The 26666-nt window shown below is 44.1% G+C and carries 19 protein-coding genes; 5 read left to right on the top strand and 14 right to left on the bottom strand.

The window, feature by feature from the left end; translation table 11 throughout:
* Positions 1–35 precede the first annotated feature (35 nt).
* Positions 36–4058 carry a phosphoribosylformylglycinamidine synthase gene (gene purL, locus PCRYO_RS01085; RefSeq protein WP_041752915.1) on the bottom strand — a complete coding sequence of 1341 codons (4023 nt, stop codon included), beginning with the start codon at positions 4056–4058 and terminating at the stop codon, positions 36–38.
* Between the two features lie 436 nt (positions 4059–4494).
* Between purL and PCRYO_RS01080 the strand changes: the two genes are divergently transcribed.
* Positions 4495–4989 carry a pyridoxamine 5'-phosphate oxidase family protein gene (locus PCRYO_RS01080; protein ID WP_011512580.1) on the top strand — a complete coding sequence of 165 codons (495 nt, stop codon included), beginning with the start codon at positions 4495–4497 and terminating at the stop codon, positions 4987–4989.
* A gap of 147 nt (positions 4990–5136) precedes the next feature.
* On the opposite strand, the gene pgsA is transcribed toward PCRYO_RS01080, so the two are convergent.
* The 4 genes from pgsA to acs form a co-directional block, all read right to left on the bottom strand.
* Entirely contained in the window at positions 5137–5817 is a 681-nt protein-coding gene (gene pgsA, locus PCRYO_RS01075; RefSeq protein WP_011512579.1) for a CDP-diacylglycerol--glycerol-3-phosphate 3-phosphatidyltransferase, read from the bottom strand.
* A gap of 591 nt (positions 5818–6408) precedes the next feature.
* Positions 6409–6840: an MgtC/SapB family protein gene (locus PCRYO_RS01065; RefSeq protein WP_011512578.1), complete on the bottom strand. Its 432-nt coding sequence runs from the start codon at positions 6838–6840 to the stop codon at positions 6409–6411.
* Positions 6841–6938: 98 nt separating this feature from the next.
* On the bottom strand, positions 6939–8108 hold the full coding sequence (locus PCRYO_RS01060; protein WP_011512577.1) for an NAD(P)/FAD-dependent oxidoreductase: 1170 nt from the start codon (positions 8106–8108) through the stop codon (positions 6939–6941).
* A gap of 356 nt (positions 8109–8464) precedes the next feature.
* Positions 8465–10432: an acetate--CoA ligase gene (gene acs / locus PCRYO_RS01055; protein WP_011512576.1), complete on the bottom strand. Its 1968-nt coding sequence runs from the start codon at positions 10430–10432 to the stop codon at positions 8465–8467.
* Positions 10433–10818: 386 nt separating this feature from the next.
* On the opposite strand from acs, the gene PCRYO_RS01050 reads away from it, so the two are divergent.
* A complete protein-coding gene (locus PCRYO_RS01050; protein WP_011512575.1) occupies positions 10819–12120 on the top strand; it encodes an NAD(P)/FAD-dependent oxidoreductase in 1302 nt (433 codons plus the stop codon).
* A 74-nt stretch (positions 12121–12194) separates the two neighbouring features.
* On the opposite strand, the gene PCRYO_RS01045 is transcribed toward PCRYO_RS01050, so the two are convergent.
* Positions 12195–13298, bottom strand: coding sequence for an alkene reductase (locus PCRYO_RS01045; RefSeq protein ID WP_011512574.1), 1104 nt, complete (start codon positions 13296–13298; stop codon positions 12195–12197).
* A gap of 234 nt (positions 13299–13532) precedes the next feature.
* On the opposite strand from PCRYO_RS01045, the gene PCRYO_RS01040 reads away from it, so the two are divergent.
* Complete coding sequence (locus tag PCRYO_RS01040; protein WP_011512573.1) at positions 13533–13784, top strand: hypothetical protein; 252 nt, start codon at positions 13533–13535, stop codon at positions 13782–13784.
* A gap of 84 nt (positions 13785–13868) precedes the next feature.
* On the opposite strand, the gene PCRYO_RS01035 is transcribed toward PCRYO_RS01040, so the two are convergent.
* Positions 13869–14765 (bottom strand): DMT family transporter, encoded by an 897-nt coding sequence (locus PCRYO_RS01035; protein WP_011512572.1) that lies wholly within the window; start codon positions 14763–14765, stop codon positions 13869–13871.
* 100 nt (positions 14766–14865) lie between these two features.
* Positions 14866–16092, bottom strand: a complete 1227-nt coding sequence (gene trpB, locus PCRYO_RS01030) for a tryptophan synthase subunit beta (RefSeq protein WP_011512571.1) — start codon at positions 16090–16092, stop codon at positions 14866–14868.
* A gap of 289 nt (positions 16093–16381) precedes the next feature.
* On the opposite strand from trpB, the gene PCRYO_RS01025 reads away from it, so the two are divergent.
* Complete coding sequence (locus tag PCRYO_RS01025) at positions 16382–17401, top strand: lipoate--protein ligase (RefSeq protein ID WP_011512570.1); 1020 nt, start codon at positions 16382–16384, stop codon at positions 17399–17401.
* Between the two features lie 47 nt (positions 17402–17448).
* Here the strand turns inward: PCRYO_RS01025 and PCRYO_RS01020 are convergent, their stop codons facing one another.
* The 3 genes from PCRYO_RS01020 to PCRYO_RS01010 form a co-directional block, all read right to left on the bottom strand.
* Complete coding sequence (locus PCRYO_RS01020; protein ID WP_011512569.1) at positions 17449–18648, bottom strand: serine hydrolase domain-containing protein; 1200 nt, start codon at positions 18646–18648, stop codon at positions 17449–17451.
* A gap of 135 nt (positions 18649–18783) precedes the next feature.
* Entirely contained in the window at positions 18784–19419 is a 636-nt protein-coding gene (locus tag PCRYO_RS01015; protein ID WP_011512568.1) for a hypothetical protein, read from the bottom strand.
* Between the two features lie 179 nt (positions 19420–19598).
* Positions 19599–21734: an NADPH-dependent 2,4-dienoyl-CoA reductase gene (locus tag PCRYO_RS01010; protein WP_011512567.1), complete on the bottom strand. Its 2136-nt coding sequence runs from the start codon at positions 21732–21734 to the stop codon at positions 19599–19601.
* A gap of 348 nt (positions 21735–22082) precedes the next feature.
* Here PCRYO_RS01010 and PCRYO_RS01005 point away from each other — a divergent pair, with 348 nt between their 5' ends.
* Positions 22083–23747 carry an AMP-binding protein gene (locus PCRYO_RS01005; protein WP_011512566.1) on the top strand — a complete coding sequence of 555 codons (1665 nt, stop codon included), beginning with the start codon at positions 22083–22085 and terminating at the stop codon, positions 23745–23747.
* Positions 23748–23886: 139 nt separating this feature from the next.
* Here the strand turns inward: PCRYO_RS01005 and PCRYO_RS01000 are convergent, their stop codons facing one another.
* The 3 genes from PCRYO_RS01000 to PCRYO_RS00990 form a co-directional block, all read right to left on the bottom strand.
* Entirely contained in the window at positions 23887–24309 is a 423-nt protein-coding gene (locus PCRYO_RS01000; protein ID WP_011512565.1) for a DUF6691 family protein, read from the bottom strand.
* Between the two features lie 72 nt (positions 24310–24381).
* Entirely contained in the window at positions 24382–24819 is a 438-nt protein-coding gene (locus PCRYO_RS00995) for a YeeE/YedE family protein (protein ID WP_011512564.1), read from the bottom strand.
* Between the two features lie 265 nt (positions 24820–25084).
* Entirely contained in the window at positions 25085–26221 is a 1137-nt protein-coding gene (locus PCRYO_RS00990; RefSeq protein WP_011512563.1) for an aminotransferase class V-fold PLP-dependent enzyme, read from the bottom strand.
* Positions 26222–26666: the final 445 nt, after the last annotated feature.

Raw genomic sequence — 26666 nt, 5'->3', positions numbered from 1 at the left:
TTAAAACAATGATTTAAAACAGCTTAACCTATATCTTAACGCAACCAAGCGCGAGCGTTACGGAACATACGCATCCACGCGCCGTCCTCGTCCCACTCTTCTGGCTTCCAGCTATGATTGTAGGCACGTAGCGTACGCTCAGGGTGCGGCATCATGATGGTGACGCGACCGTCGGTGCTACATAGACCCGTGACACCGCCGAGCGAACCGTTTGGATTGAGCGGATAAGTCTCGGTTGGATGACCTTGGCTATCGACGAAGCGCATGGCGAGCTGACCGTGTTTTGCCATACCGTCGATCTCGGTATTGTCCAGCGTGGCATAGCCTTCACCGTGCGCGACAGCGATTGGTAAGATACTGTCTTGCATACCTTTGAACAAGATAGACTTGGTACGCTCAACTTTGACGTTAACCGTACGCGCTTCAAAACGAGCCGACTTATTGGCGATAAAGCGTGGGAAGTTTTCCGCGCCTGGGATGAGGTCTTTTAACTGGGCCATCATCTGACAACCGTTACAGACACCGAGTGAGAAGGTATCTGGACGGGCAAAGAAGCGCACAAACTGCATGCGCAATTCGTCATGGAACAAGATAGAGTTTGCCCAGCCCGAGCCTGCGCCGAGTACGTCACCGTAACTAAAGCCACCACAAGCGACCAGACCGTCAAAGTCACGCAGATTAATGCGACCTTCTAGCAGGTCGCTCATGTGGACGTCGACCGCTTCAAAGCCAGCTTGGGTAAAGCCTGCCGCCATTTCGGTCTGACCGTTGACGCCTTGCTCACGCAGGATGGCGACTCTTGGTTTAGTGTCACGGCTGTTTAAGTACGGCTCTTCAACCTTTTGATTGAGGTCAAAGTTTGGTGCGGCGATAAGACCTTTATGGCTAGCATCGCTAATCAAGTCATATTCTTGCTGTACACACGCTGGGTTGTCACGACGACGGGCGATCTGATAGCTGACCTGACTCCATTCTTGTTGTAGCTCAGAACGCTCAAAGCGTAGAGTGCTATCAGCCATGTGCAAAGGCGTTTGAATGATTAAGCTGTCTTCTTCTGAGCTTTGACCGACGAGGCTCATCATTTCGCTGACGTTAAATTCTTCTGCCAATTGCATGAGAGCAGCGACGTTTTCTGGTAAGACTTGAATGACCGCGCCCAGCTCTTCACTGAATAATTGACCGAGTAGGTTTTTATCGTCCAATGACAGCTTGATACCTTGTCGGCTGGTAAATTGCATCTCTGCAATCGTCGCCAGCAAACCACCATCACCGATATCGTGATAAGCGCTAATGACGCCTTGGGCATTACCCGCTTGGATGAAGTTAAAGAAGTCGACCAAGTCGCTTGGTTGCGCTAAATCTGGGCAGTCATTACCTAATTGGCTGAGCGTTTGTGCAAGGATTGAACCGCCTAGACGCAATTGACCTTTAGATAAATCAATACGATAAAACGCGCTATCACCATTGATTAGCTCAGGTGTTAAGGTTTTTGCCACATCAACAACAGGTGCAAAAGCAGTAATAACCAAGCTCATTGGTGAAACGACTGATTTATCCGTGCTGCCGTTCTCGTCTTCGTCCGTCCAGTTGGCGCGCATCGATAGTGAGTCTTTACCAACGGGGATAGCAATACCAAGTGCTGGACATAATTCTTCGCCAACAGTATGTACGGCATCAAATAATGCCGCGTCTTCTACGTCTTCGCCACATGCTGCCATCCAGTTTGCCGACATCGTGATATCAGATAACTGAGCAATACGTGCGCCAGCGATGTTAGTAATCGCTTCACCAACGGCAAGGCGTGCTGAGGCTTTTGGATTAATCAAAGCTACTGGCGTACGTTCACCCACACTCATCGCTTCACCGCTCATTGCCTGACCATCTAGGGCAACCAAGCCTGATGCTGTAACGGCGCAATCAGCAACCGGAACTTGGTAGCGACCCACATACTGATCACGGACGACCATACCCGTAATAGAGCGGTCACCAATGCTAATGAGGAATGATTTGCTAGCAACGGTCGGATGACGTAGCACATCTTTGATTGATTCAGCTAAATTGACGTCGCCTAACTCTAAAGCTGGTAAGATAATTTCTTGACGCTCAAAACTACGCTTCATCTGTGGTGTACCGCCAAGCAATACTTGCATCGGCATATCGACTGGTTGCTCAGGGAGCAATTCATCATTCACAACAAGCTGACGTACTTCAGTGGCTTCACCTAAGATGGCATACGGGCAGCGCTCACGAGCACAGATGGCATCGAATTGATCCTTGCTCTCAGGGCGAATCGCTAGCACATAACGCTCTTGCGCTTCGTTTGACCAGATAGCCATTGGCGACATGCCAGCTTCTAGCGACGGAATTTTACGTAGATTTAGCACCGCGCCCATTTCATGGTCATTGACCAATTCTGGCATCGCATTAGACAGACCACCTGCACCGACATCATGCAATGAGACGATTGGGTTGCCATCTTTACCATTATTGCTTGCATCAACGTCATTACCAGCTAGCGCCCAGCAGCGATCCATCACTTCTTGACAGCGACGCTCCATCTCAGCGTTATCACGCTGTACAGAAGCAAAGTCCAAGCCTTCATCGAGTGAACCACTATCGACAGAAGATGCCGCACCGCCGCCTAAACCGATTTGCATCGCAGGACCACCAAGGACGATTAATAAATCACCTTGTTGAATGGCATTTTTTTCAATGAGGTTGCGTTTGATATTGCCGTAACCACCGGCAAGCATGATTGGCTTATGATAGCCGCGCATTTGGCTGCCATCTTTTGCCGCTGAAGTATCCAATTGGAAACTACGGAAATAACCGCATAAATTTGGACGACCAAATTCGTTAGAGAAATTAGCTGAGCCTAATGGTGCTTCGGTCATAATCTCAAGACTGGTTGCCATACGATCTGGCGTACCATAATCCTGTGTACTTAATTGACCTGACTGCTCCCATTTTTCTGCAAGCTCTGGAATGTGAAGATGCGACACATGGAAGCCAGTTAAACCGGCTTTTGGCTTACCGCCACGACCAGTTGCACCTTCGTCACGAATCTCACCGCCCGCACCTGTCGCTGCACCCGCATACGGGGCAATAGCCGTTGGATGGTTATGAGTTTCGACCTTCATTAAGATATCGATTTCTTCTTGATGGAAATCGTAAATATGAGCAGAGTTGGCGTCAGCGGCATTATCAGTATTAGAAACAGGAATCGGGTAAAAACGCATCCCTTTAGAGCCTGCCATCACTGCCGCGTTATCTTTATAAGCCGATAAGATGCCTTGCGGATTGGCTTTATAAGTATTCTTAATCATTTGGAACAGTGACTTTGGCTGAACTGCACCATCTACCGTCCATTCAGCGTTAAAGATTTTATGACGGCAATGCTCTGAGTTTGCCTGTGCAAACATCATCAGCTCAACGTCCGTTGGATTACGCTTGAGCTCATTAACATAGGCATTCATCAGATAATCGATATCTTCACTCGATAACGCAAAGCCAAATTCTTTATTAGCTGATTCTAGCGCCGACTGACCTTGTCCAATCACATCGATATGATTCAGTGATGCCGGCTTTTCATCGTCAAACAGTTTATTTACGTCATTTAAATCATAGACCAAGCTTTGCGTCATACGGTCAAATAATAGTTGCTCAGCGGCTTTAGGTAGCGTTGCATTCACTTCGCCGTCTGCTTTTCCATCGACGGTTAGCGTATAAACAATGACACGCTCAACACGATTAATGGCAATTTCACAGTTATTAAAAATATCGGTCGCTTTACTTGCCCATGGCGATATCGTACCAAAACGTGGACCAACGATAACTTGTAGTTGATTGCTATTTGGGGCTTCAAGGACAGTGCCACTGTCGACAGCAAGTAAGTCTAGCGCTTTTTTATGCTCATCACCTTCGAGTTCTCGTGATAACACATACACTTGCTGGGTATGAATTTGGCTGACATTTAGCTCGGTTTTTTGCTGAAACTGACTGATGAGTTGCTGCGTCTGAAAATCGGTAAGAAACGGTTGTCCGGCGATGGTCATCATAAAGGCATATTCCATAGGATATAGGCAATAACAGGCATCTCTGCCATGCTAAGTAAATGGTTCGCGTATTATAACAAGAAGCCCTGTAATAAGCAGGACAAAACCAAGATAAATTGCCAATTGCTTCGGTAATATTATGCTAAAGCATCGAGCAAATACTGACGATTTGCTATCAAAACAGCAAGGCTGACGGCACAGCGTCACAATTTTTACCTAAAGCTTATAATCCTTACAAACCCTCACATCGCCTTACGGGCAACCTATATAAATAGCCCAGCAGAAATCGCTATTCTAGATAGCAGTTCTTGACCAGCCAGTTTTTATAAAGCCAGCTTTTATGAAATAAACGGTTTGTCTACACTAACCTGTTAATAATTATTTCCCTAACAACTATAAATTCATAATTTATTTACAATAATGAAAAAGGATATCCACCATGAGTAACCAAGAGCATCTCGATAAAATCCAAGCCGTCATCAAAGACGTGAAATTTGCCATGATGAGTACCAGCAATAAAAAAGGCGATATTCATGCGTGGCCAATGACCACAAGTGAAGTCAACCTTGATAATAAAGAGATCTGGTTTATCGGCGATAAAAAATCAGATGTCGTCAAAGATATTCAGGATGATGCAAGAATCGGGCTGACTTATGCCACTCAAGATGAAAAGAATTTTGTTTCTATCAGTGCTAACGCTGAATTACCGACAGACAAAGCCAAATTGGACGAGCTTTGGTCGCCAGTTTACAATGCCTTTTTTGAGCATGGTAAAGAAGATGAAAACGTACAATTGATTAAAGTAGTTCCTCATGGTGCAGAATGCTGGCTTAGCGGTAGTACAGTGGTGAATATGTTTAAGATGGCAGCGGCAGCCGTACAAGACGGCAAAACTGCTGAAGATATGGGCGAGACCTTTTCCGTTTCTTTATAATTTATTATTAAACTATCAAGTAGATAAAAACAAAATTTTTATCATAAAAAACGCCAGTGGCTGATGCGACTGGCGTTTTTTGTTGACTGGGCTTTATAGTTTTAGAATAAAAGTATAAGATTTAACCGCTATCTACTTAGCTACCTTTTACCCACTTTGTTTTAAATACGGCCACGCAGCTTTAAGATAAATCATCATCGACCATAAGGTCAAAATCACTGCCGCTACCATCAATACATAGCCGATGGTTTCAAGCGATTCCCAATTTAACAAAAGCACCGTAATCGCTATCATCTGAAAGGTGGTTTTGAGCTTACCTACATAAGACACCGCCACACTGGTACTTTTACCCAGTTCTGCCATCCATTCACGCAATGCCGATACGGCGATTTCACGCGAGATAATCACAATTGCTGCTATCGCCATGATGATATTGGGATGCCATTGCACTAAGATAATAAGCGCGGCTGCTACCATCAGCTTATCAGCGACTGGGTCTAAAAATCGACCAAAGGCTGATACCACATTGAGCTTACGGGCAAAATAGCCATCAAGCCAATCGGTAATGGCTGCTAGGATAAAAACGCCTGTTAATAACAAGTGACGCAATAGACTGTCGCTAAAGTCACTCATACCAACCTTTGCAATCACGTTATCAGAGATTGCGGGCATGCCGATCCCCATAGCAGGTGGCCAATAGGCAATCGCAACAAATAGCGGAATCATCAAGATACGCGCAATCGTCAGGTTATTGGGCAAATTAAAAATACTTTTGTTATTCTGCGTACTTGACGGCTCCTGCGGATGCAAATGCGTGCTCTCAGTCATGGCAAACCCAGTTTAATATTGACCTAATAATGACGGATAGCTTAGCATTTTTCAGCCAAGTCGTCATGCCCTCTATGTAGGTATCGTTTATGCCAAGCGTATATTTTTCTAATCGAGCAATTTTTATCCTAGATGTGGCGTATTTAGCCACTTTAATGAGTGATATCTGTTTTTTATCACTATTCTTTATCGCTATTTTTTGCAAAAACACCTCAATACTGTTGAATGCCTAGATATATCCATACATACACCGTCTAAAACGTAATAACATGTAAGCAAGCTTAGGAAAATAGCTGAATGTCGGTTATCATGAGCCGATGATATCGATACACTTGTACACTAAAAATTGTAAGCAGATGTAAGAGTCTCTTGAACTGTCTCTTTTCAACCAAATATAAATAATAAGAACAACCCCTAGTAATAATAAATTTGTATCAATTTATTTGTGGCTCATGATTTTTCATTTGATCGCATAATAAGTTTTCCTCAGTCCACGGTATCTCCTCCGTGGGCTCTTTTTTTGTCTGCTATTTAGTCGTTTTATTCGCTGGGTGTCCTTTATACATCGCCTCGCAGTATTTTTATTGGTTTCTACAGCTTTTCTTTTGACTTAAACGGCTCAGAGAATTGCAAGATCAAAAAACCAACCACAGACAAGATAATCGCAATTTCATAACGCCCATAAGCTACTGAAATACCGATAGCGCCGGTATTCCAAAGGCTTGCTGCCGTTGCTGTGCCTTTTGATCCTTGTTCATTTTTAAATATCGCACCGCCACCGATAAAACCCATGCCGGTGATGATGGCATACATGATTCTCGCCTCACCAGTCGCATCATAAATATCCATACCAACGAGCATAAAAGCACAGGAAGCAATGGTCACTAAAGGAAAGGTTCTAAGCCCTGCGCCGTTGTCTTTCATCTCGCGGTTGAGTGCAATCGGTAAGGAAAGAATAAAGGCAATTCCTAATTGAAAAAAATGAAATTGCATCAGCTCCATATCGATATCAAATCCAGACATAGCGTTCTACCTCCTCTTATAACGATAAACGTTTTAATTTTTAGTGTTGGTTATGAGCTTGTTTACCGTTTTAAAAAACACACTTTCAGTCATCGTTTTTAACTGATTTGGTCAGCGCAGATTTTTGCTACGGTTTGTTTTGCCATCTGATAGCAGCTTTCGATGTTACCTTGTCCACACCAGTCGCCACTGACAATCCATTGACGCGGCTCATCAACTAAAATACCAAACTCTGTATTATCAAGCTGTTTAAGAGTTGCAGCATAACGCCAGCGATGACAATCGATTTGGCTTGGCGTACTATTTTCATCCCAACTCAACGCTTGCTTTGCTGCTTGTAGCAAGGTTGCTTTTACAGTTTCTATATCGTCATCGACATGCTGCTCCGACCAATCGTTGCGAGCGTGAATAGTGATACTGGGTAATAGACTGCTATGGTCAGGTTTTTGATGTTCAATAAAGATACGATCGAGCACCGAATCCTGCACATAAGCCACATCCCATAAAGGGGGTGACGTGTTTAATGCAGGAGGTAAAAGCTGCTCTTTATCCCACCCAAGCATCAAGGTATAACAGGCCTGCATCTGTGCTTCGCTAATTTTTGCAAGCTCTTTAAAATTGCTATCCGCCATCAGCTCTACAGCTTGACCATTGGGCGCTGTACAAATTACCCAATCATAGCTGCCAAGGCTGTTGCCATTCTCATCAAACAGCTCAGTTTTGTTATTAGTCTCATTTTGTTCTACAAAACCTTCTTTGTGTAATGGTGCCACACGAGTTTTAAAGTTTATAGTTGTATACTTTAGTTCATCAGCCAAGGCACGACCCCAACTGGTCATTTTGGGCGTGCTGATATAACGCGCTTGGGTACTGCTCCATTGCTCCTTGGCTTGTATGTCAGCATTCTGAGCGGCATCGTCAGAAGGTATTAAATCCACCACATTGGCACACCACGGCTGTAATAATTTGCTCTGTATCCAAGGCTTGATAAACTGCTGAAAGTCAGCACTTTTGGCAGTAAAAAACTGCGCGCCAAATGCCCATTGCCAGTTTTTATGCGTTGCGCTGTCCATGCGATAGCGTGTCGCTAAACGACCAACGCTACGGGATTTCTCAAAAATAGTAATTTTAGGTGATACTGATTTACCGTTTGCTTCAATAAAAATGCGCTCCAATAACGTAGCCGTAAATAAGCCAGTCAAACCCCCGCCAATAATCGCAATTTTTGGTATGGATTGTTCAGTCGTATGCAAAGTAGAATCAGTCATAATGACAATAAACCTTATAAAATATTTAGCAAAATAGTAAGTAGTCAGGTGAAAGTAAGGGGGTTATTCTAAAAAATATTGAACCTCTAAAGCCTGCTAATATAGTTAATCCATTTTTAAAAGGGTACAGAACTACTAGGGTTAATTATTTGCAGCCTCTGTCTGCGCAGGCACAGCAAGCAAGAAAAATTAACCCCAGTAGTACTTTATAATGTTTGTATTTCTTTTATTTAGGACCGACTATATCCATGATATCTCGGTAAAAAGCCATGCTACTTTTATAGCATGGCTTTTTACCTCAGCTTCCAATCATTTTTAAGCATTGACCCTATTCAAATTTTATTGATATTGAACAATCAATGTGATTTTGCCCGTTCGGTTTTAACCACTTCGACCAGCTCGTTAATAACTGAGCTGTCAGCTAGGGTAGATAAATCACCCAATCCAACATACTGTCCTGCCGCTAGACTACGCAAAATACGGCGCATGATTTTACCAGAGCGGGTTTTAGGTAGTACATTAACCATATAGATGGCATCTAGATTGGCAATCGGACCAATCTCAGAGCGCACATGGCGGTTTAACTCCGATTTTAGTGATTCAGTTGCCGTCTCACTCGACTTTAAGATAACAAAGGCGCAAATTCCCATGCCACGTATATCGTGTGGCATTCCTACGACAGCTGCCTCTGCCGTCGCTGGGTGTGCAACGATCGAGCTTTCAATTTCTGCTGTGCCCAGTCTATGTCCTGACACATTGAGCACATCGTCGACACGACCGGTAATCCAATAGTGACCATCTTCATCACGCTGTACCCCATCACCGGTAAAATAATAGCCGGGATATTCGGTAAAATACGTCGTTAAAAAGCGCGCGTGGTCTTGATAAATGGTACGCATCTGACCGGGCCAGCTACTATTAATTACCAAATTACCCTCAGCAGCACCTTCAAGCGCAACGCCGTCAGTATCAATGACTTCAGGGACGATACCATATAGAGGATTCATCGCCGCGCCCGGCTTCATTGCGACCGTCCCCGGTATTGGCGCGAGCATAATACCGCCCGTTTCTGTCTGCCACCAAGTATCGACAACCGGACACTTGCTGCCACCGACGACATGATAGTACCAGTCCCATGCTTCAGGATTAATTGGCTCACCAACCGTCCCAAGTAAGCGCAAACTTGAGCGATCCGATTCACGTACAAAGGTATCGCCCTCTTTCATCATGGCGCGGATAGCGGTCGGTGCAGTATACAAGACAGTAATTTGGTGCTTATCGATGATATGCCCAATGCGTGCCCATGTCGGATACTCTGGCACGCCCTCAAACATAACGGTCGTGGTGCCATTAGCAAGCGGTGCGTAAGTGGCATAAGTATGACCTGTCACCCAACCGACGTCTGCGGTACACCAATACACATCATCCTCTTTGATATCAAAAACATCACGAAACGTGGACAGCGCATAAGTGATATAACCGCCTGTGGTGTGCAACACGCCTTTGGGCTTGCCTGTTGAACCAGAGGTATATAATAAAAACAGTGGGTCTTCTGCATTCATAACTTCAGGTTCGCAGTGCTGCGACTCACCATCGACCAAGCTGTGATACCAGATATCACGGCGACCACTCATCGGTACTGAATTGCCTGTACGATGGACGACGATGACATTACTGACACTGTCAGTGCCATCCATATCTAGCGCGCGATCGACATTAGCCTTGAGTGGCGTACGCTTGTTACCACGAATACCTTCATCAGCGGTAATGACCAGCTTAGACTGACTATCAATGATACGATTACCCAAGCTCTCAGCGGAAAAACCGCCAAAGACCACCGAATGCACGGCGCCAATACGCGTACACGCCAGCATGGCAACCATCGCTTCCGGTATCATCGGCATATATAAGGTAACGCGGTCGCCCTTTTTGACCCCAAGCTTGCGCATGGCATTACCTAAGCGACAAACGGCTTCATGCAGTTCTTTAAATGATATGATTTTATGCAAGGAAGGATGATCGCCTTCCCAAATAATGGCAGGCTTATAGGGATTATTTCTGACGTGGCGATCCAGACAGTTGACTGAAATATTCAGCTCGCCATCCTCAAACCATTTAATGCGAAAGTCTTCTAAGTCGTAGCTGACGTCGCTGATTTTGGTGGGCTTTTTTATCCAATCAATCAGCTCGGCACGCTCCGCCCAAAAGGCATCTGTCGCCTCAGGTGACGCAATTGATTGCTTATATTGTTCAGCATACTGTTCGGCGGTAATATTGGCTGCGGCGAGGAATTCAGGCGCAATGGGAAATGATTTTTGAGTCATGAGCTTCATCCTTTTTTAATTATTATGACCTGTAGCAAACATCGCTGATAGTGAGGATTGGCACAGGCAATAAGGGTCATCTTCCATAATGGTGACACTCAAAGACAGTTTGACAAATATGCTGAATGGTTGCAAGGCATCAACCACTAATCACAACAATTGTATAGCACGCCAGTATGTTTAAGATTGCAGATTATATGGCTGGTATTTTTTACCGCTATTTTTTTAAATGCAGTTGCAACAATGCTATTTAATCCTTGTAACCTGTTATAAAACATGGACAATAGCAACCTGATATCAAGCGCTATAATTGATATCGCCATTCTTTATATGATAATAGGCTCTATGAGCCTTATTTGCTCTTTTAAAATCAGGAACTACCGACCATGGACAAGCACTGTACTGCCTCACAATACTCGCATTATGATGTCATCATCATTGGTGCTGGTGCGTCAGGGTTATATTGCGCATTAACCGCCGGTCGCCGTGGTCGCCGTGTATTGGTATTGGACCACGCCAATAAAGCTGGCAAAAAAATCCTTATGTCTGGTGGCGGGCGCTGTAACTTTACCAATTATTTTGTGGAGCCTGAGCATTTTATCGGTAGCAACCCGCATTTTTGTAAATCAGCGCTTAGTCGATATCCGAGTTGGGAGTTTATCGGTATGGTTGAGCAGCATAAAATACCCTACCATGAGCGCGAGCATGGTCAGCTATTCTGCGATGATTCGGCGCAAGACATCTTGACGATGCTGCTCGATGAATGTGCCGCTGTCGGTGTACAAGTCAGGCTCAACAGTCAAGTCGACAGCATGCAAGCACTCGAAAACGATAAGAAGGCACGCTTTCAATTATTGACCAGTAAAGCGCTGAGCAAAAAAGAGAAGCAAGAGAAAAAAGAGGCTCTAGAGAACGCTAAGTCTATGCAAACAGGCTTTCGCTGTGAGTCACTGGTCGTGGCAACGGGCGGACTGTCCATTCCTACCATGGGTGCAAGCGGTTTGGGCTATGAGTTGGCGCAGCAATTTGGTCATAGTCTAATAACGACTGATGCCAGCTTGGTACCTTTCACTTTTACTGATAAAACTGGCGAGCTGATTCGCACGCTTGCTGGTATTAGTCTCCCTGTGATTGCCAGCAATGATCGCATCTCATTTAAATTACCACTACTATTTACCCATCGCGGACTCTCTGGTCCTGCCATGTTGCAGCTGTCCAACTACTGGCATACAGGCGAAACCATCAGTATCAATCTCCTCCCCAATATCGATATAACCACCCTATTGCTTGCACATAAAAAAACGCATCCAAGACAGCTTATCCGTACGGTATTGACGGATTATACAGACAATGCATTACCCAAAAAATTGCTTGTGGCGCTACAAACGACTCTTTGGGATGATATTAAAGACAAAGAGCTTGCCAATATTAAAGATGAGCGTTTAATTGAACTTGGCATAACGCTCAATGGCTGGCAGCTTAAACCCTCTGGTACCGAAGGCTATCGCACTGCTGAGGTCACGCGTGGCGGCATCAAGACTGATGAAGTCTCATCAAAGACTATGCAAAGTAATTATCAAGATGGTCTGTATTTTATTGGTGAAGTGCTGGATGTCACAGGCTGGCTCGGTGGTTATAACTTCCAATGGGCGTGGGCAAGTGGTTTTGTCTGCGGTGAGATAGTTTAAATCATATTGACCAAATCATAAAAAGCCACCTTGCTAATCATAGCAAGGTGGCTTTTTTATTGACCGTCAAACCATTATGCTTGGTTTAAAAACGGATAATCGGTATAGCCTTTTGTGCCGCCACCATAAAAGCTCTCTGGATGTTGTTCATTTAGCGGCGCGCCTTCACGAATACGCTCAGCCAAATCAGGATTGGCGATATAATCACGGCCAAACGCCACGGCATCGATATAGCCTGACTTGATGTTTCTTTCAGCCTTTTCCGCTGTATAACCACCTGCGGCAATGATTGTCTGATCAAAGGCATCGCGAACACGCTGACGGAACGCATCGCTATAAGGCGTTCCACCTGCCCAATCAGGCTCAGATAAATGCAAATACATAATAGCGCGTTGATTGATTTGCTCAATCAGCCAAATGTTTTCATCTTCGTTATATCCAGCTTCCACATTATTAAACGTACCAAGTGGTGAAATACGAATACCGACATGGTCCGCATCCCATGCGTCGACACAAGCATCAATCACAGCCAGCATTAAGCGCGCACGGTTCTCACGGCTACCGCCATATTCATCAGTGCGCTGATTGGTATGCTCAGCCCAAAATTGATGTAATAGATAGCCATGTGCACCATGAATTTCCACTCCATCAAAACCCGCCTCTTTAGCGTTTTTGGTCGCAAGACCGAAATCAGCAATAACTTGCTCTATCTCTTCCAGTGTCGCAGGACGCGGTGTGGTCGCTTCAACTCGAATGGCTTGGTTGTTGCTATCGCGCAGTGAAGTACGTACTCCCACATGAACATCGGAGGCAGAGATCGGCGCCTTACCATCAGGCTGAACGCTTTCGTGCGCTACCAGACCAGTGTGCCAGAGCTGTACTACTATCTTGCCGCCTTTTGCATGGACATTGTCGACAATGGTTTTCCACGCTGTCGTCTGATCTTCGGTATGGATACCAGGCGCGCCCGCATAGCCTTTTGCCTGAAAAGAAACCTGTGTCGCTTCAGCAATGACAAGCCCAGCACCGCTACGCTGTGAGTAGTACTCGCCAGCAAGCGCTGTAGGGACATCACCGGGCTCGACAGAGCGCAAGCGCGTCAAAGGTGCCATAATAATGCGATTTTTTAGGGTTTGGGTGCCCATTTTGACGGTTTCGAATAAATTATCATGTGCCATAAAAAGCCTTATTTGCTGTTATAAAAATACGGTTATAGAATTTGTTAATGATGAATAATTCACACTTAATATTACGTCTAAAACGCATTAAGCACGCTATTCATAAGCCGTGTTCTTTATAGGGCGTAGATACGGTAATTCCAAGGAAAAATTACAAACAAAAATATCAATATGGCATGATATCGGTATTGATAATACTCATTATTCAAAGCCTCTTATTAGCATATTAAGCGAATGACTTTAATCAGATTGACTGATTATTTCATTAAGCCTTTATCCAGCGGATGGCAACAGACAATCAAGATATCTTTTGAAGCGCTGCTGCCCATTACCACTACTTTTGAAGAGCTGGTCGAACGGGCGGTATTTTGGGAAGATTATGGGCAACGTTATCCCAATGGCTACGCGGTAAAAAAAGCCAAATTTTTATTGGATGTATATCGCAATGCGATTTTCTTCGATTTGGCGTGCCGATGGCGACAATAGGGAGTGCTTAGAAGGGCTATTTTGCCAAAATAAACTTTATTTTACACAGGTTTTTTTATATGAAATTTAAAAATAGTAAATATTTTATGATTTGAGCATCTTTTTAAAAGACAAATTCAAAGACAAATAAGTACCAAATAATATCACTATTGAACCAATGATCGCGGGTGTATCCAATGCCTCGCCAAGCAGCAGATAGCCTAAAATAATGGCAAAAATCGGAATCACCAAAGTAATACTGGTTGCTCGTACTGGCCCGATACTTTTGATCAACTGATTCATAAAAATCAGCGCGATGGCAGTCGAAAACACACCGATACAAATGACAGAAATCCAAGCGGTGAGACTGATGCTCTTACCATAAGGAAACTCATAAACCGCCACAGGCAACATAATCACACTGGCAATGATAAGCGAGCCTGCGGTAATCGCTACTGGTGAAACATTTTCCAAGTAATTTCGAGTGATATTTGCCCCAAGCGCGTAGCCAACACAGGCCAATAATGCGTAGCCCATCGGTAATAAACCAGAACCTGACCCAGCGCCCTGCCCGCCAAATAAGTTCTCGCTCATTAGAATCATCACGCCGATCACACCGATCACCAAACCGAGAATTTGCTTTTTTGACAGTCTGTCTTTAAAAAATACACTGGCAATAAAGCCGCTTATCATTGGCACAGATGCATTAAGTACTGCCAATACGCCAGCGTTTACCGAGCGCGCTGAAAATGCAAACAGGATAAAGGGCACTGCTGCGGAGAAAAGCCCAACCAACGTTAATACTTTCCAATTTTCACGAATGCCTACTCTGTTTTTCTTTTTTAGTATTACAAACACCAACATCGTCAGTCCAGCCAAGACCACACGTAGGCTGGCAAAAGCTAACGAGCCAAATTCAGGCACGCCAATACGATAAAAAATGAAAGACAGCGACCACATAAAAGATAAGGTGATAAAAATAATGAGGTCGCGGTTAGACATGAGATGATCCTATCGAGCATTAGACAGTAAAAAAACCTCGATGATAACTGGTTCAGCGCTCAATAGGTATTGTATTTTCTGTACTTATCACAGATTTATTTTATAAATCCACCTTGTCCAAAATAAAATCGATGTCTTTATCGCCACGCCCTGACAAATTGACCAAAATCGTCTCATCCGCTGACATATCCTTGGCGATTTTCATCGCATAAGCGATGGCATGTGCCGACTCTAAAGCAGGAATAATACCCTCAAGGCGCGACAATGCCATAAACGCTTCTAGACATTCAGCATCAGTCGCCGACTCATAAGTGGCCAGTTTTAAATCTCGCAGATGTGAGTGCTGTGGTCCAACCCCAGGATAATCAAGACCGGAGGCAATCGAATGTACGGGAGCTGGCTCGCCTTTTTCATCGAGCAGCACATAGCATTTAAAACCATGAATCTCACCTTTCACGCCGAGCGACATTGTCGCCGCATGATTAGGAGTATCCAGACCTTCGCCTGCGGGTTCCACGCCTATTTTTTCTACATCTTTATCATCAAAAAAGCCGCTAAACATACCGATAGCATTAGAGCCGCCGCCAATACAAGCAACCACTTTATTAGGTAGCTTACCCGTCGTCGCTAAGAACTGCGCCCGCGCTTCATGACCAACCACTGACTGAAAATAGCTGACCATTTCAGGGTAGGGCGCAGGTCCCAGTGCCGAGCCAATCGCGAACATACTGCTATCAAGCTCATCCAAATAAGTCTCAAAAGCACTATCAACCGCTTCTTTTAGCGTACCAGCACCGCGCGAGACTGGCACGATATTGGCACCCAAAATCTTCATACGACTGACGTTTGGATGCTCTTTTTTAATATCGACCACACCCATGTGAATCTCACATTCCAAGCCCATCAATGCCGCTGCCGTTGCCAATGCTACGCCATGTTGCCCCGCGCCCGTTTCGGCAATCACTTTGGTTTTGCCTAATTTCTTGGCTAATAATACTTCACCCAAACAGTGATTAATCTTATGCGCACCCGTATGATTTAAATCTTCACGCTTAAAATAAATCTGCGCGCCTCCGCAATGCTCGGTCAAACGCTGTGCATGATAAATAGGACTTGGACGACCAACATAGGTCTCACGCAAGCGCTTCATCTCAGCGATAAAATCGTCATTTTTAATGATTTCACGAAAGCCCACTTCGATTTCTGCCATGGCTTTGGCAAGCTCAGGATGACCGATTTTGCCACCGAACTCACCATATAGACCATCGTCATTGGGCAAAATTGATTGATGTAAACCGTAGCCAGTGGCGGTATTTTGCGTTGTCATAGTTAAGCCTTATTATTTTAAAATGAGTATTAGCATTAATATTTTTGCCAAATTATTTAGCATTTTTGATGATAAAAATATTTTATATGTATTTACGTTCTAGTACATTGAAACAAGATGATAAGCGAAATTCCCTATTTGGTCAAGTCTGTACATTGATGGTTGTCAGCTTCAATCGTCAATCCTCCCTACCACACAGCCATTGAATTCCAAACTCGCATCGGCAACAATGACAGTATCTATTTATGACACTCAATCTATAAAAACTATTCGAAAAAAAGGATAAATAATGAAACTGCGCATCTTAAAGTCTGCCGTGACTAACCCTTGGTTTAACCTCGCGACCGAAGATTGGATATTTAATACCCTCAATCCCGACTCGCACACGCTATTTTTATGGCGCAATAGCGAGACCGTGGTCATTGGGCGCTCGCAAAACCCATGGGTGGAATGCAAAATCGATAAGATGGAAGCCGACGATGTGTTTTTAGCAAGACGTCAGAGTGGCGGTGGTGCGGTATTTCATGATTTAGGCAATACCAACTTTACCTTTTTATCACCCAAAGACGATTACGACCAAGCAGCGAACTTTACCATTATTATCAATGCGCTAAAGAAGTTGGGCATAGACGCGGATTTATCTGGGCGTAACGACATGCAAGTCGGTGATAAGAAGATATCAGGTAGCGCCTTTAAACATACAGCAGATCGCAGCTTTCATCATGGCACATTACTAGTCAATGCCAATATGCAAAAGCTGGGCGATTATCTCAATCCGCATCCGCTAAAGCTGAAAGCCAAAGGCATTAAGTCCGTCCGTGCGCGCGTTGCTAATTTGGTTGAGTTTAATGAAGACATCAATCACGAGACGTTATCTGATGCAATTATCGAAGCGTTTCGCGAATACTATCGCGACACGGATTATGGCGACACCGCGCCAGTCGAAGAATTGGATGAAGCCAGTCTCGCCAAGCAACCTAACCTTAATAAATATTATCAACAAATGGCAGATTGGGATTGGCGCTTTGGCAAGACGCCTGAGTTCACCCATCACATTGAGACGCGCTTTAATTGGGGCATTATTGATTTGCACCTTGATGTGAAGCAAGCAGCGATACGCGAAGTGGTCATCTTCTCTGATGCGCTAAACGTTGAGTTGATTGATCTGTTAAAAGAATCACTGGCAGATGTTAAGTACGACAAGCATGATATTAAAGCTAAGTTTGATGAGCTAAACAGAGCGCATCCTGAATTGGCAGCGCAGATTGACGATGTGTCGGAGTGGCTAATTGGAGAGATGGAAGGTTAAAGCCTTGCGGTTGCAAGTGAAATAAATATTTGCAACCGCTCCTATTTTTATTCTAAGCCATCCAAAATCATTTTCACCTCCGTCACATATTGACCCAAATCTGGCTCTAAATGAAATCCCTCTACTGGTGTGGGCAAACCTTTCTGCTTGCCCAATCTGACGATGATTGCATTCTCTTCAGGCAACACTAATACTCTCTGACCTAAATGACCAAGCATTGCATAAAACGGAATCGGACTCTCCATATCCGTCCACACTGAATGTCCATAAACTTGCGCCTGCCCTTCTGCAAATGCACCCGCGTTTGGCGTAATCATAAAATCAACATGCGCTTTGCTAAGCAGTTGCTCACCTTGCCACTCGCCACCGTTCAATAATAACTGCCCAAATTTAGCAAAATCCAGCGCACTAGCGTTTAGACAGCAATATACTTTTTCGATGCTCTCTGAGCCATCAAGCGACCAATAGGCGTCGCCTTGCATCCCTAAAGGTTGCCAAAACCTCTCTTCCAAATAGCTAGAAAGTGTATAGCCATGAGGTTCTAACGCACGTGATAGAGCAATACCGAGCATTTGCGTATCACCTGATGAGTATTCGAACTGACCGCCACACGCCTCTACGAAATCTCGATTGACCATTTGCTTAACTAAGTCATGACCATAGTAGGATTCTGCGGTGGGATTAATTGGGAAGTAGTAATCCTCCGTCCAATCATAGCCTGAGGTCATCGCTGATAAATCCGCGAGGGTACAGTTTTGCGCATATTGCTTGTCCGCATATTCAGGTAACCACTTGGTAATCGGCTCATCAACGCTACCGATATAGCCGTCCTCCACCGCTTTGAGATAGAGCATAGTCGTGACGGTTTTTGCCATCGAAAAGCTGTTGGTGTGCGAATCGCTGCCATAACCTTGCCAGTAGTTTTCGTACAGTAGCTTGCCGTCTTTGATAATAGCAAAGGCCACTGTTTGGTCTGTATCTAAAGCATTCTGCAACGTTGTGGTGAGTTTGACTTGCTCAAAATTGGAATCTTTTTCCCATTCGATAGCGTCTTTTGCACGGATAGTCCGATTGTCAAAATCGATATAATCATCAATATTGGCAGTGGCTTCACCTTTCAAATAAGTGAGCTGTAAACCGCGAAAGATATAAGCATTACCGGTCACTACTAAGCCCAAGCTGATAATAATGAGTAGCGCTAAAATAGGCAAAACGATCCATTTAAACAGTGTTTTTAGCACTACCATTATAAAATCCTTTTTTATGGTGTGATTGATAGATATGAATATCGTTGATAGGGTTTAATTTAGCATGGATAGGGAGGCTTGGGAGGGGGTTTCTAGGTGGCGATTGTATAATATAGGCTGGGCCTGAAAATTGAGTCATTTTTTTGACTGGTACAAAACTTCATTACTATATGTTAATAGCGTCTCTTCTAAGATACTAAGCATTTCATTAAAACAAGAAACAGCTTCAATCCAACTTTCTTCTGGAAAGTATAAATCATCCGCTCTTATATCAAAGCTAACTTTACCTAAGCTTCCGTCACCCATAGACTTGATAGAATCGAAAAGCTGTTTTTCTGAAAAGTGTACATAACCTGAAGTATACTTATAGACCTCCGTTACCCACGGATATTGTTTAGCCATTTTTTCAATAAGATACCTATCTTGTAGTTTATGACCATCTCTGCACTTAAATTTGTTTAGCGGTACGCCACTAATAACTTCTTTTGCAAGCTCTGATGGCTCTGATACATAAGTATAGGCTAAAAGACGGCTTATAGTATCTAACTGCATCCTTATCATTGCCCTTATGCATGTCATATTTTTGCTAACTACCAAAGCCTGAAATCCCCTTGCTAAGCTTAGTGTCCGCTTTAAAGCAGCTATCATAATAAGATCTAATACATACATGTCAGCCCTACTATCAATTAATGTCTTTCTTCCTAGTTCTGGAAGTCCTGAAATTAATCTATCTAATTTCACCAATTCAATATTGAGATTTTCTTGTTTCATAAGCATCCCTCGTAGTACTGATAATAATTTCGTGTATGGAATATTTTTAGTGAGCTTAGTGTGAATTATTTTATCCTTAATTCACACTATAGAAATATTGAATATTATAAATTGAACCATAAAAAACGGTAGGAAATCTCTTCCCTACCGTTTCTTAATTTCTGACTTTTAACTAGACCTTAAATCGCTGCCGCAACCTCAGCCCCATCACGAATCGCACGTTTAGCATCCAGCTCAGCCGCCAGTTTTGCCCCACCAATGAGATGATACTGTGCATCTGGCGCATCACCAACGTTTGGCATCAGCTCAACGACCGACTCTTGACCAGCACAAACGACGACGCTATCGACACGTAGTAACTGGCTTTGACCTTGGTTATTGGTGATCCAAATACCTTCATTGGTGATTTTATCGTACTTCGCACCTGATACTTGGATGACGCCGTGTGATTTGACATGAGCACGATGTACCCAGCCAGAGGTTTTATTGAGACCACTACCCAAGCGACCTTTGGTACGCTGCATCAAGTACACTTGGCGGATAGGCTTAATGGCTTCAGGCTTGATTAGTCCGCCCTCGGTTTGATAGTCAGTCGCAGAGGTGACGCCCCATTCTTCACGCCACTCTTCAATAGACTGGGCTTTTGGACGATAGCTTGGGTCTTTGAGCAATTCAGGCCCTAGCTCATCAAGCGGCTGACCATGTTTGGCGGTCAAATATTCACTAACGTCAAAACCGATACCACCCGCGCCAATAACGGCAACCGTATCACCGACTGATTTTTCACCAGAGAGCAATTCAGCATAGCTCATTACTTGTGGCAAATCCGCGCCTTCCAGCTTACCAGCGAGGCTTCGTGGAACAACACCAGTTGCGACGATAACATGATGGAACTTGGCTTTCTCAAGCATGGCTTTATCGACTTTGGTATTGAGTTTGATCTCAACACCTAAGTGCTCGAGCTCATTGATATAGTAGCGAATGGTCTCAAAGAATTCTTCTTTGCCAGGGATGACCTTGGCATAGTTAAACTGCCCGCCCAAGATGTCTTTTGCTTCAAATAAGGTTACATCATGACCACGTAGCGCGGCAACATGAGCGGCTGACATACCAGCGACACCACCACCGATGACCGCTACTTTTTTCGGTTTTTTGGTTTTCTTATAAACCAATTCTGTCTCATAGCAGGCTTGTGGATTGACCAAACAGGTTGAGCGCTTATTCTCAAAGGTATGGTCAAGACAAGCTTGGTTACAGGCAATACAGGTATTAATACGATCTGCCTGACCATTTTTAGCTTTATTCACCCAATGGGCATCAGCTAGGAACGGACGCGCCATCTGAATCATATCTGCTTGACCACTAGCGACGATGTCTTCTGCCGTTTCTGGCATATTGATACGGTTTGCCGCCATCATTGGAATACTGATATGCTTTTTAATTTCAGCAGTGAAATCAACAAAGGCCGCACGCGGCACACTGGTGACAATCGTTGGTACGCGCGCTTCATGCCAGCCGATACCGGTATTCATGATGGTCACGCCAGCTTCTTCTAGCGCTTTGGCAACGGTGATGACTTCATCCATGACGTTACCGTCTTTGACCAAATCGATCACTGACAAGCGGAATAAGATAATAAAATCTTCACCGGCAGCTTCGCGTACGGCTTTGACCACGTCGACCGCAAACTTCATGCGATTTTGAATATCACCGCCATATTCATCAGTACGCTTATTCACATGACGGGATAAAAACTGATTCAGCAAATAGCCTTCTGAGCCCATGATCTCCACACCGTCATAACCAGCTTGCTTGGCAAGTTTAGCCGAACGGGCATAATCTTTTACCGTCCGCTCAATGTTTTTGATGCTCATCTTACGTGGTTTAAACGGTGAGATTGGTGACTTAATCGGACTTGATGAGACGGCAAATGGATGATAGCCGTACCGACCACTGTGCAAGATTTGCATGATTATTTTGCTGTCATACTTATGCGCAGCACGGGTCACGCGTTGATGGTTAATCACGTCAGCACGCGTATTCATGGTGCCACCAGCAGGCAGTAACCACCCTTCACGATTGGGCGAAATACCGCCCGTAATCATCATCGCTACGCCGCCTTTGGCACGTTCGGCAAAATATGCTGCCAGTTTACCGTAGTTATAAAAACGGTCTTCAAGCCCCGTATGCATCGAACCCATCACCATGCGGTTTTTAAGCGTGGTAAAGCCCAAATCTAATGGCTCAAATAAATGTGGGTAGTGTGCATTAGTGCTGGCGGTCTCAATAAAATTGGCAGTACGGCTGGCGGACATATCATTTTCCTTATGAATGGTTTATGAGAATATTTTTTAGGAATGTTTTGTAAGAGTGCTTATATTGCTCGTGCTATAGGACTTAGCGTTACGGTATCGTACCACACCGCTATTATCATCAGCTATGCAGACAAGCGACTGATGAGTGAACACTAATTAATAGCGGCGCTGAACGATGCTTTCTAATAGTGAGGTTTTTTGCAGATAGTTAAATAAACTCCACAAAACCTGTCCAAATTTTGCCTGCGACTGTCTATAATAATCAGATCCTGATACAGTTGATTGGCGACAGCAAAGCCCCATTACTGCGTCATCGACTACAAAAACATATGATAAAGGACTATCTGCATGACAGACTTCCATACCGGTCTCGGCAAAAATGCTGCCAACCATCAACCGCTTACCCCTATTGATTTTATCATCCGTAGTGCTCAGGTCTATCCTGACAGAACCGCTATCATCTATGACGACTTAGAACATAATAACCTCACCCAAACGTGGCAACAGACTTATGATCGTTGCAGACAACTGGCGGATGGTCTGCGTAAATTAGGCATTGATAAAAATGACACAGTTGCAGTCATGATGCCAAACACCCCAGCGATGGTCGAATGCGCTTTTGGTGTACCCATGTCAGGTGGCGTGCTTTGTACGCTGAACACCCGCCTCGACATCAATGCCCTGACCTTTTGTCTACAGCATTCAGAAGCGAAGGTCTTAATTTTAGACAGCGAGTTTGCTGAACATGCTGAAATGATCGATGAAACCTTTCCAAATCTAATCGTGATTCATGCGACAGATGCGGCGCTCGATATTGAAGGTTTTGGACAAATGAGCTACGAAGCATTACTCGCCAGCTCAGACAGTTTGGATAATTGGGAAAAACCATTAGATGAATGGGATGCTATCGCGCTCAACTATACCTCTGGCACCACGGGCAAGCCCAAAGGCGTGGTCTATCATCATCGCGGTGCCACCCTCAACGCAATCTCTAACATTTTAGATTGGGACATGCCCAAGCACCCTATGTATCTGTGGACGCTGCCATTATTTCATTGTAATGGCTGGTGCTTTCCGTGGACGATCGCTGAGCGCGCTGGGGTCAATGTCTGCTTGCGGAACATTGATGCCGACTTGATATTGCAGCTGATTGCCAAGCATCAAGTCAGCCATTATTGTTCAGCGCCTGTGGTGCACAATATGATTGCGGGCGGCAAACCTGAGTATAAAGAAGCCATCACTCATACGGTCAAAGGCTGGGTCGCTGGTGCGCCGCCATCTGAGACCATGCTCGCAGCCATGGAAGCGATGGGCTTTCACATCTCCCACGTTTATGGTCTCACTGAAGTTTATGGGCCCGTCACCGTCTGCGCTGAGCAGCAAGAATGGGATACGCTTGATGTCGCTGGCCGCGCGCAGAAAAAATCACGTCAAGGGGTGACGTCGCATTTGATGACGGGATTTGACGTGTTCAAACAAGGCACGACTGAACCCGTTGCCGCTGATGGCGAAGAGATGGGCGAGCTGGCACTGCGCGGTAATATGGTAATGAAAGGTTATCTAAAAAGTCGTAAAGCCACCGAAGAAGCCTTGACTGATGGCTGGTTCCGCACCGGTGATTTAGGGGTCAAATATCCTGACGGCTATATCAAAATCATGGACAGGCTTAAAGATATTATCATATCAGGCGGTGAAAACATCTCTAGTATCGAAGTCGAGAACGTCCTATATAAAATGCTAGAAATTCAAAGCTGTGCGGTCGTCGCCGCGCCGCATGATAAATGGGGCGAAGTACCTGTCGCCTTTATCGAGATTCATGAAGGCAGCACTTTACAGCGCGATCATGTGATGGAACATTGCAAACAGCACCTTGCTGGTTTTAAAGTACCAAAATATATTGTCTTTGCTGAAATCCCAAAGACAAGCACTGGTAAAGTGCAGAAGTTTGAGCTGCGTCAAGCGGCCAAATCCTTAGCACATGAAACGCCAAAAGTAACGGCTAGTGCTAAGTAAGTGTTTATCATTAAGCCTTAATAATACGGAAGTATCGTTAATATTAATGAATCATCATTGATAAAAAAGGTCAGCCTAATGAATGTAGGCTGACCCTTTTATTGAGCCAAAAAAACCAAGCTTATTATTAATCAAAAAACTAATTAAGCCTTGGCTCCAGCCATTGATACACCAGCATACCGATTATCATCGCTGGGATAAAAACATATGCCTGCCATTGTCCTGTGCCGAGCAGCACAATACCAGGACCTGGGCAAATACCTACCAAGCCCCAGCCGATACCGAATAGCATCGCGCCGATTAACAGTTTTTTATTAATCACTGTTTTGCTGGGCATCTCAATTAAGGTGCCAATCCAGCTGGTCTGTTGACGCTTAGCCAATTGTACACCGACTATCGCCACCATTAGACCGCCACCCATCACCAAGGCAAGGGAAATATCCCATGCACCAAAGACGTCTAAAAAGCCCTGTACTTTAACAGGATCAGTCATACCTGAGATTAATAACCCAATACCAAATAGCAGACCTGCCAGTAACCCAATTATATTTTTTAGCATCATTATGTCTCGCACTTCATTCGTGGATATAAGCTTTTATGAATCATATTCAACGTTGTCTTAGCAATGTGTTGTTTAAATTAAGCCCAAGAGATGTCGACCAATATAAACCGTCACAATACCAAATAACATAAAGGTCACTGTCGCCGCCATCGACCGTGGCGACAGTCGCGCATTACCACAAATACCATGTCCGCTGGTACAGCCTGAACCTAAACGCGTCCCAAAACCAACCAATAGCCCTGCACCGATTAATAACGGTATCGAGGTACTGATTTCGATATCAGGTAACGGTCTAAATAAGCTATATAATAATGGCGAGAGGATCAGACCTGCAATAAATAATACCTGCCACATCTCGACGCGCTTGGGTTTAAGAAGACTTGAGAAAATACCACTAATACCCGCAATACGACCAATGCCCAACAGCAAGATAACCGTTGCAACGCCTAGCATCAGCCCGCCTACCAAGGAAATTGGCGTAAAAGCTTGCCAGTCTATTTGTATACCCATAATGATTACCTAAGCTGATTTTTTATTAAAAATGGTTTTATATCTTCAATTGAGTTTAACAACGATATTGTACTACTGCTATAAACGATTTTTTATTGTTTATATCTTACTACATATTATTTTATATAAATACATTATATTATAAAACATAATGAAAAAGTAAAAAAATACTGAACATTGCGTCACGCATTGCTCAGTATCTCTTCATTTGATGACTGACTGGCTTAATAAATATAGTCGTTAATAAACGAGTCAGCCTCTCAAATCATTTTGCTAAGACTTCATCAAGCGCTTTTTCAAAACGCTCTACCGCGCCGTCGACATCGGTCAATTTATCCAAACCAAATAGACCTAAACGGAACGTTTTGAAGTTCTCAGGCTCACCCACTTTTAACGGTACGCCAGCAGCGATTTGCAATCCAGCTTCAGCAAAAGCACTGCCTTTATGGATGTCATCACGGTCGGTATAAGATACGACAACGCCTGGTGCTTCAAAACCTTTGGCAGCAACGCTTTCAATACCTTTATCTGCCAGTACCTTACGGACGCGGTTGCCAAGCTCCCATTGTGCATCACACAATTTATCAAAGCCAATCTCTTTTGCTTCCAAGATAGTATCGCGGAATTGACGCAAGCTATCGGTTGGCATAGTCGCATGATAAGCGTGACCGCCGTTTTCGTACGCACGCATGATGGTTAACCATTGCTTTAAATCAAGGCTAAAGCAGTTAGACTCCGTGGTTTCTACCTTTTTGATAGCAGCGTCACTGAGCATAACCAGACCTGCACATGGTGTGCTACTCCAGCCTTTTTGCGGCGCACTGATGAGCACATCAATGCCCAATTTTTTCATATCTAACCATACACAACCTGAAGCGATACAATCAATAACCAATAAACCGCCAACACTATGTACGGCCGCGCTTAATGCTTTGATGTAGTCTTCTGATAAGATAATGCCCGACGATGTTTCAACGTGCGGCGCATAAACGACAGCAGATTTGTCTGCTTTAATTTTGGCAACGGCCGTTTCGATATCCACTGGCGCAAATGGTTTTGGCACTTCCGTCTCTTCTGTACGCTCAGCCGTTAGTACCGTAGATGATTTGGCAAATTTGCCTTTTTCTAATATTTGCGTCCAGCGATAGCTAAACCAACCGTTACGGATAATGAGACAATCTTCATCAATGGTCAGTTGACGGGCGACTGCTTCCATGCCGTAGGTACCAGAACCTGGAATAATAACCGCGGCTTCAGCGTTATAGACTGTTTTTAGGTTGCTGAGCAAATCATTCATCACCTCTTGGAAGGCTTTTGACATATGATTAAGGGCGCGGTCGGTATAAACCACTGAATATTCTAATAAGCCGTTTGGATCAATATCTTGACGTAATGCAGTCATGTGACGCTCCTGTCTGTTGTAATATTTTTTAAGTATGAGTGATAACAAAATCTAGATACTGTCTTAGTCAATTTAGGTCAGCTATTATTTTAATCAACGTAATATGATAGCCAGATACGTTTATAGATAGCATTCACTAAGTACGAATATCGAGTAATAATTGAGAATATGACGCAGGGTGGACGATGTAGCACTTTATCCTAGCGCTATTGCCGTTGACGGTGGTATCTTTTACGTCGTTGATGTCATCAGATATTGAGTGAAAGCGCATAAGATACGCAAACCATTATCGTTGCTACGCGGTAGTAGGCTGATAACAGTAGTGATTGAAAATGATTGATTGGATAGATAAAAGTTAAATAGTATAAAGACGCTGGTATTGTAACGAATACCGCTCGAGTATCCTAAAAACAGTCCCTATTCATCAATCAAGCATCATCACTTA

The organism is Psychrobacter cryohalolentis K5, from assembly GCF_000013905.1.
Taxonomy (GTDB): Bacteria; Pseudomonadota; Gammaproteobacteria; order Pseudomonadales; family Moraxellaceae; genus Psychrobacter; species Psychrobacter cryohalolentis.
Note: the sequence above shows the minus strand (reverse complement) of the source record. Positions and strands in the feature narration are given on the sequence as shown.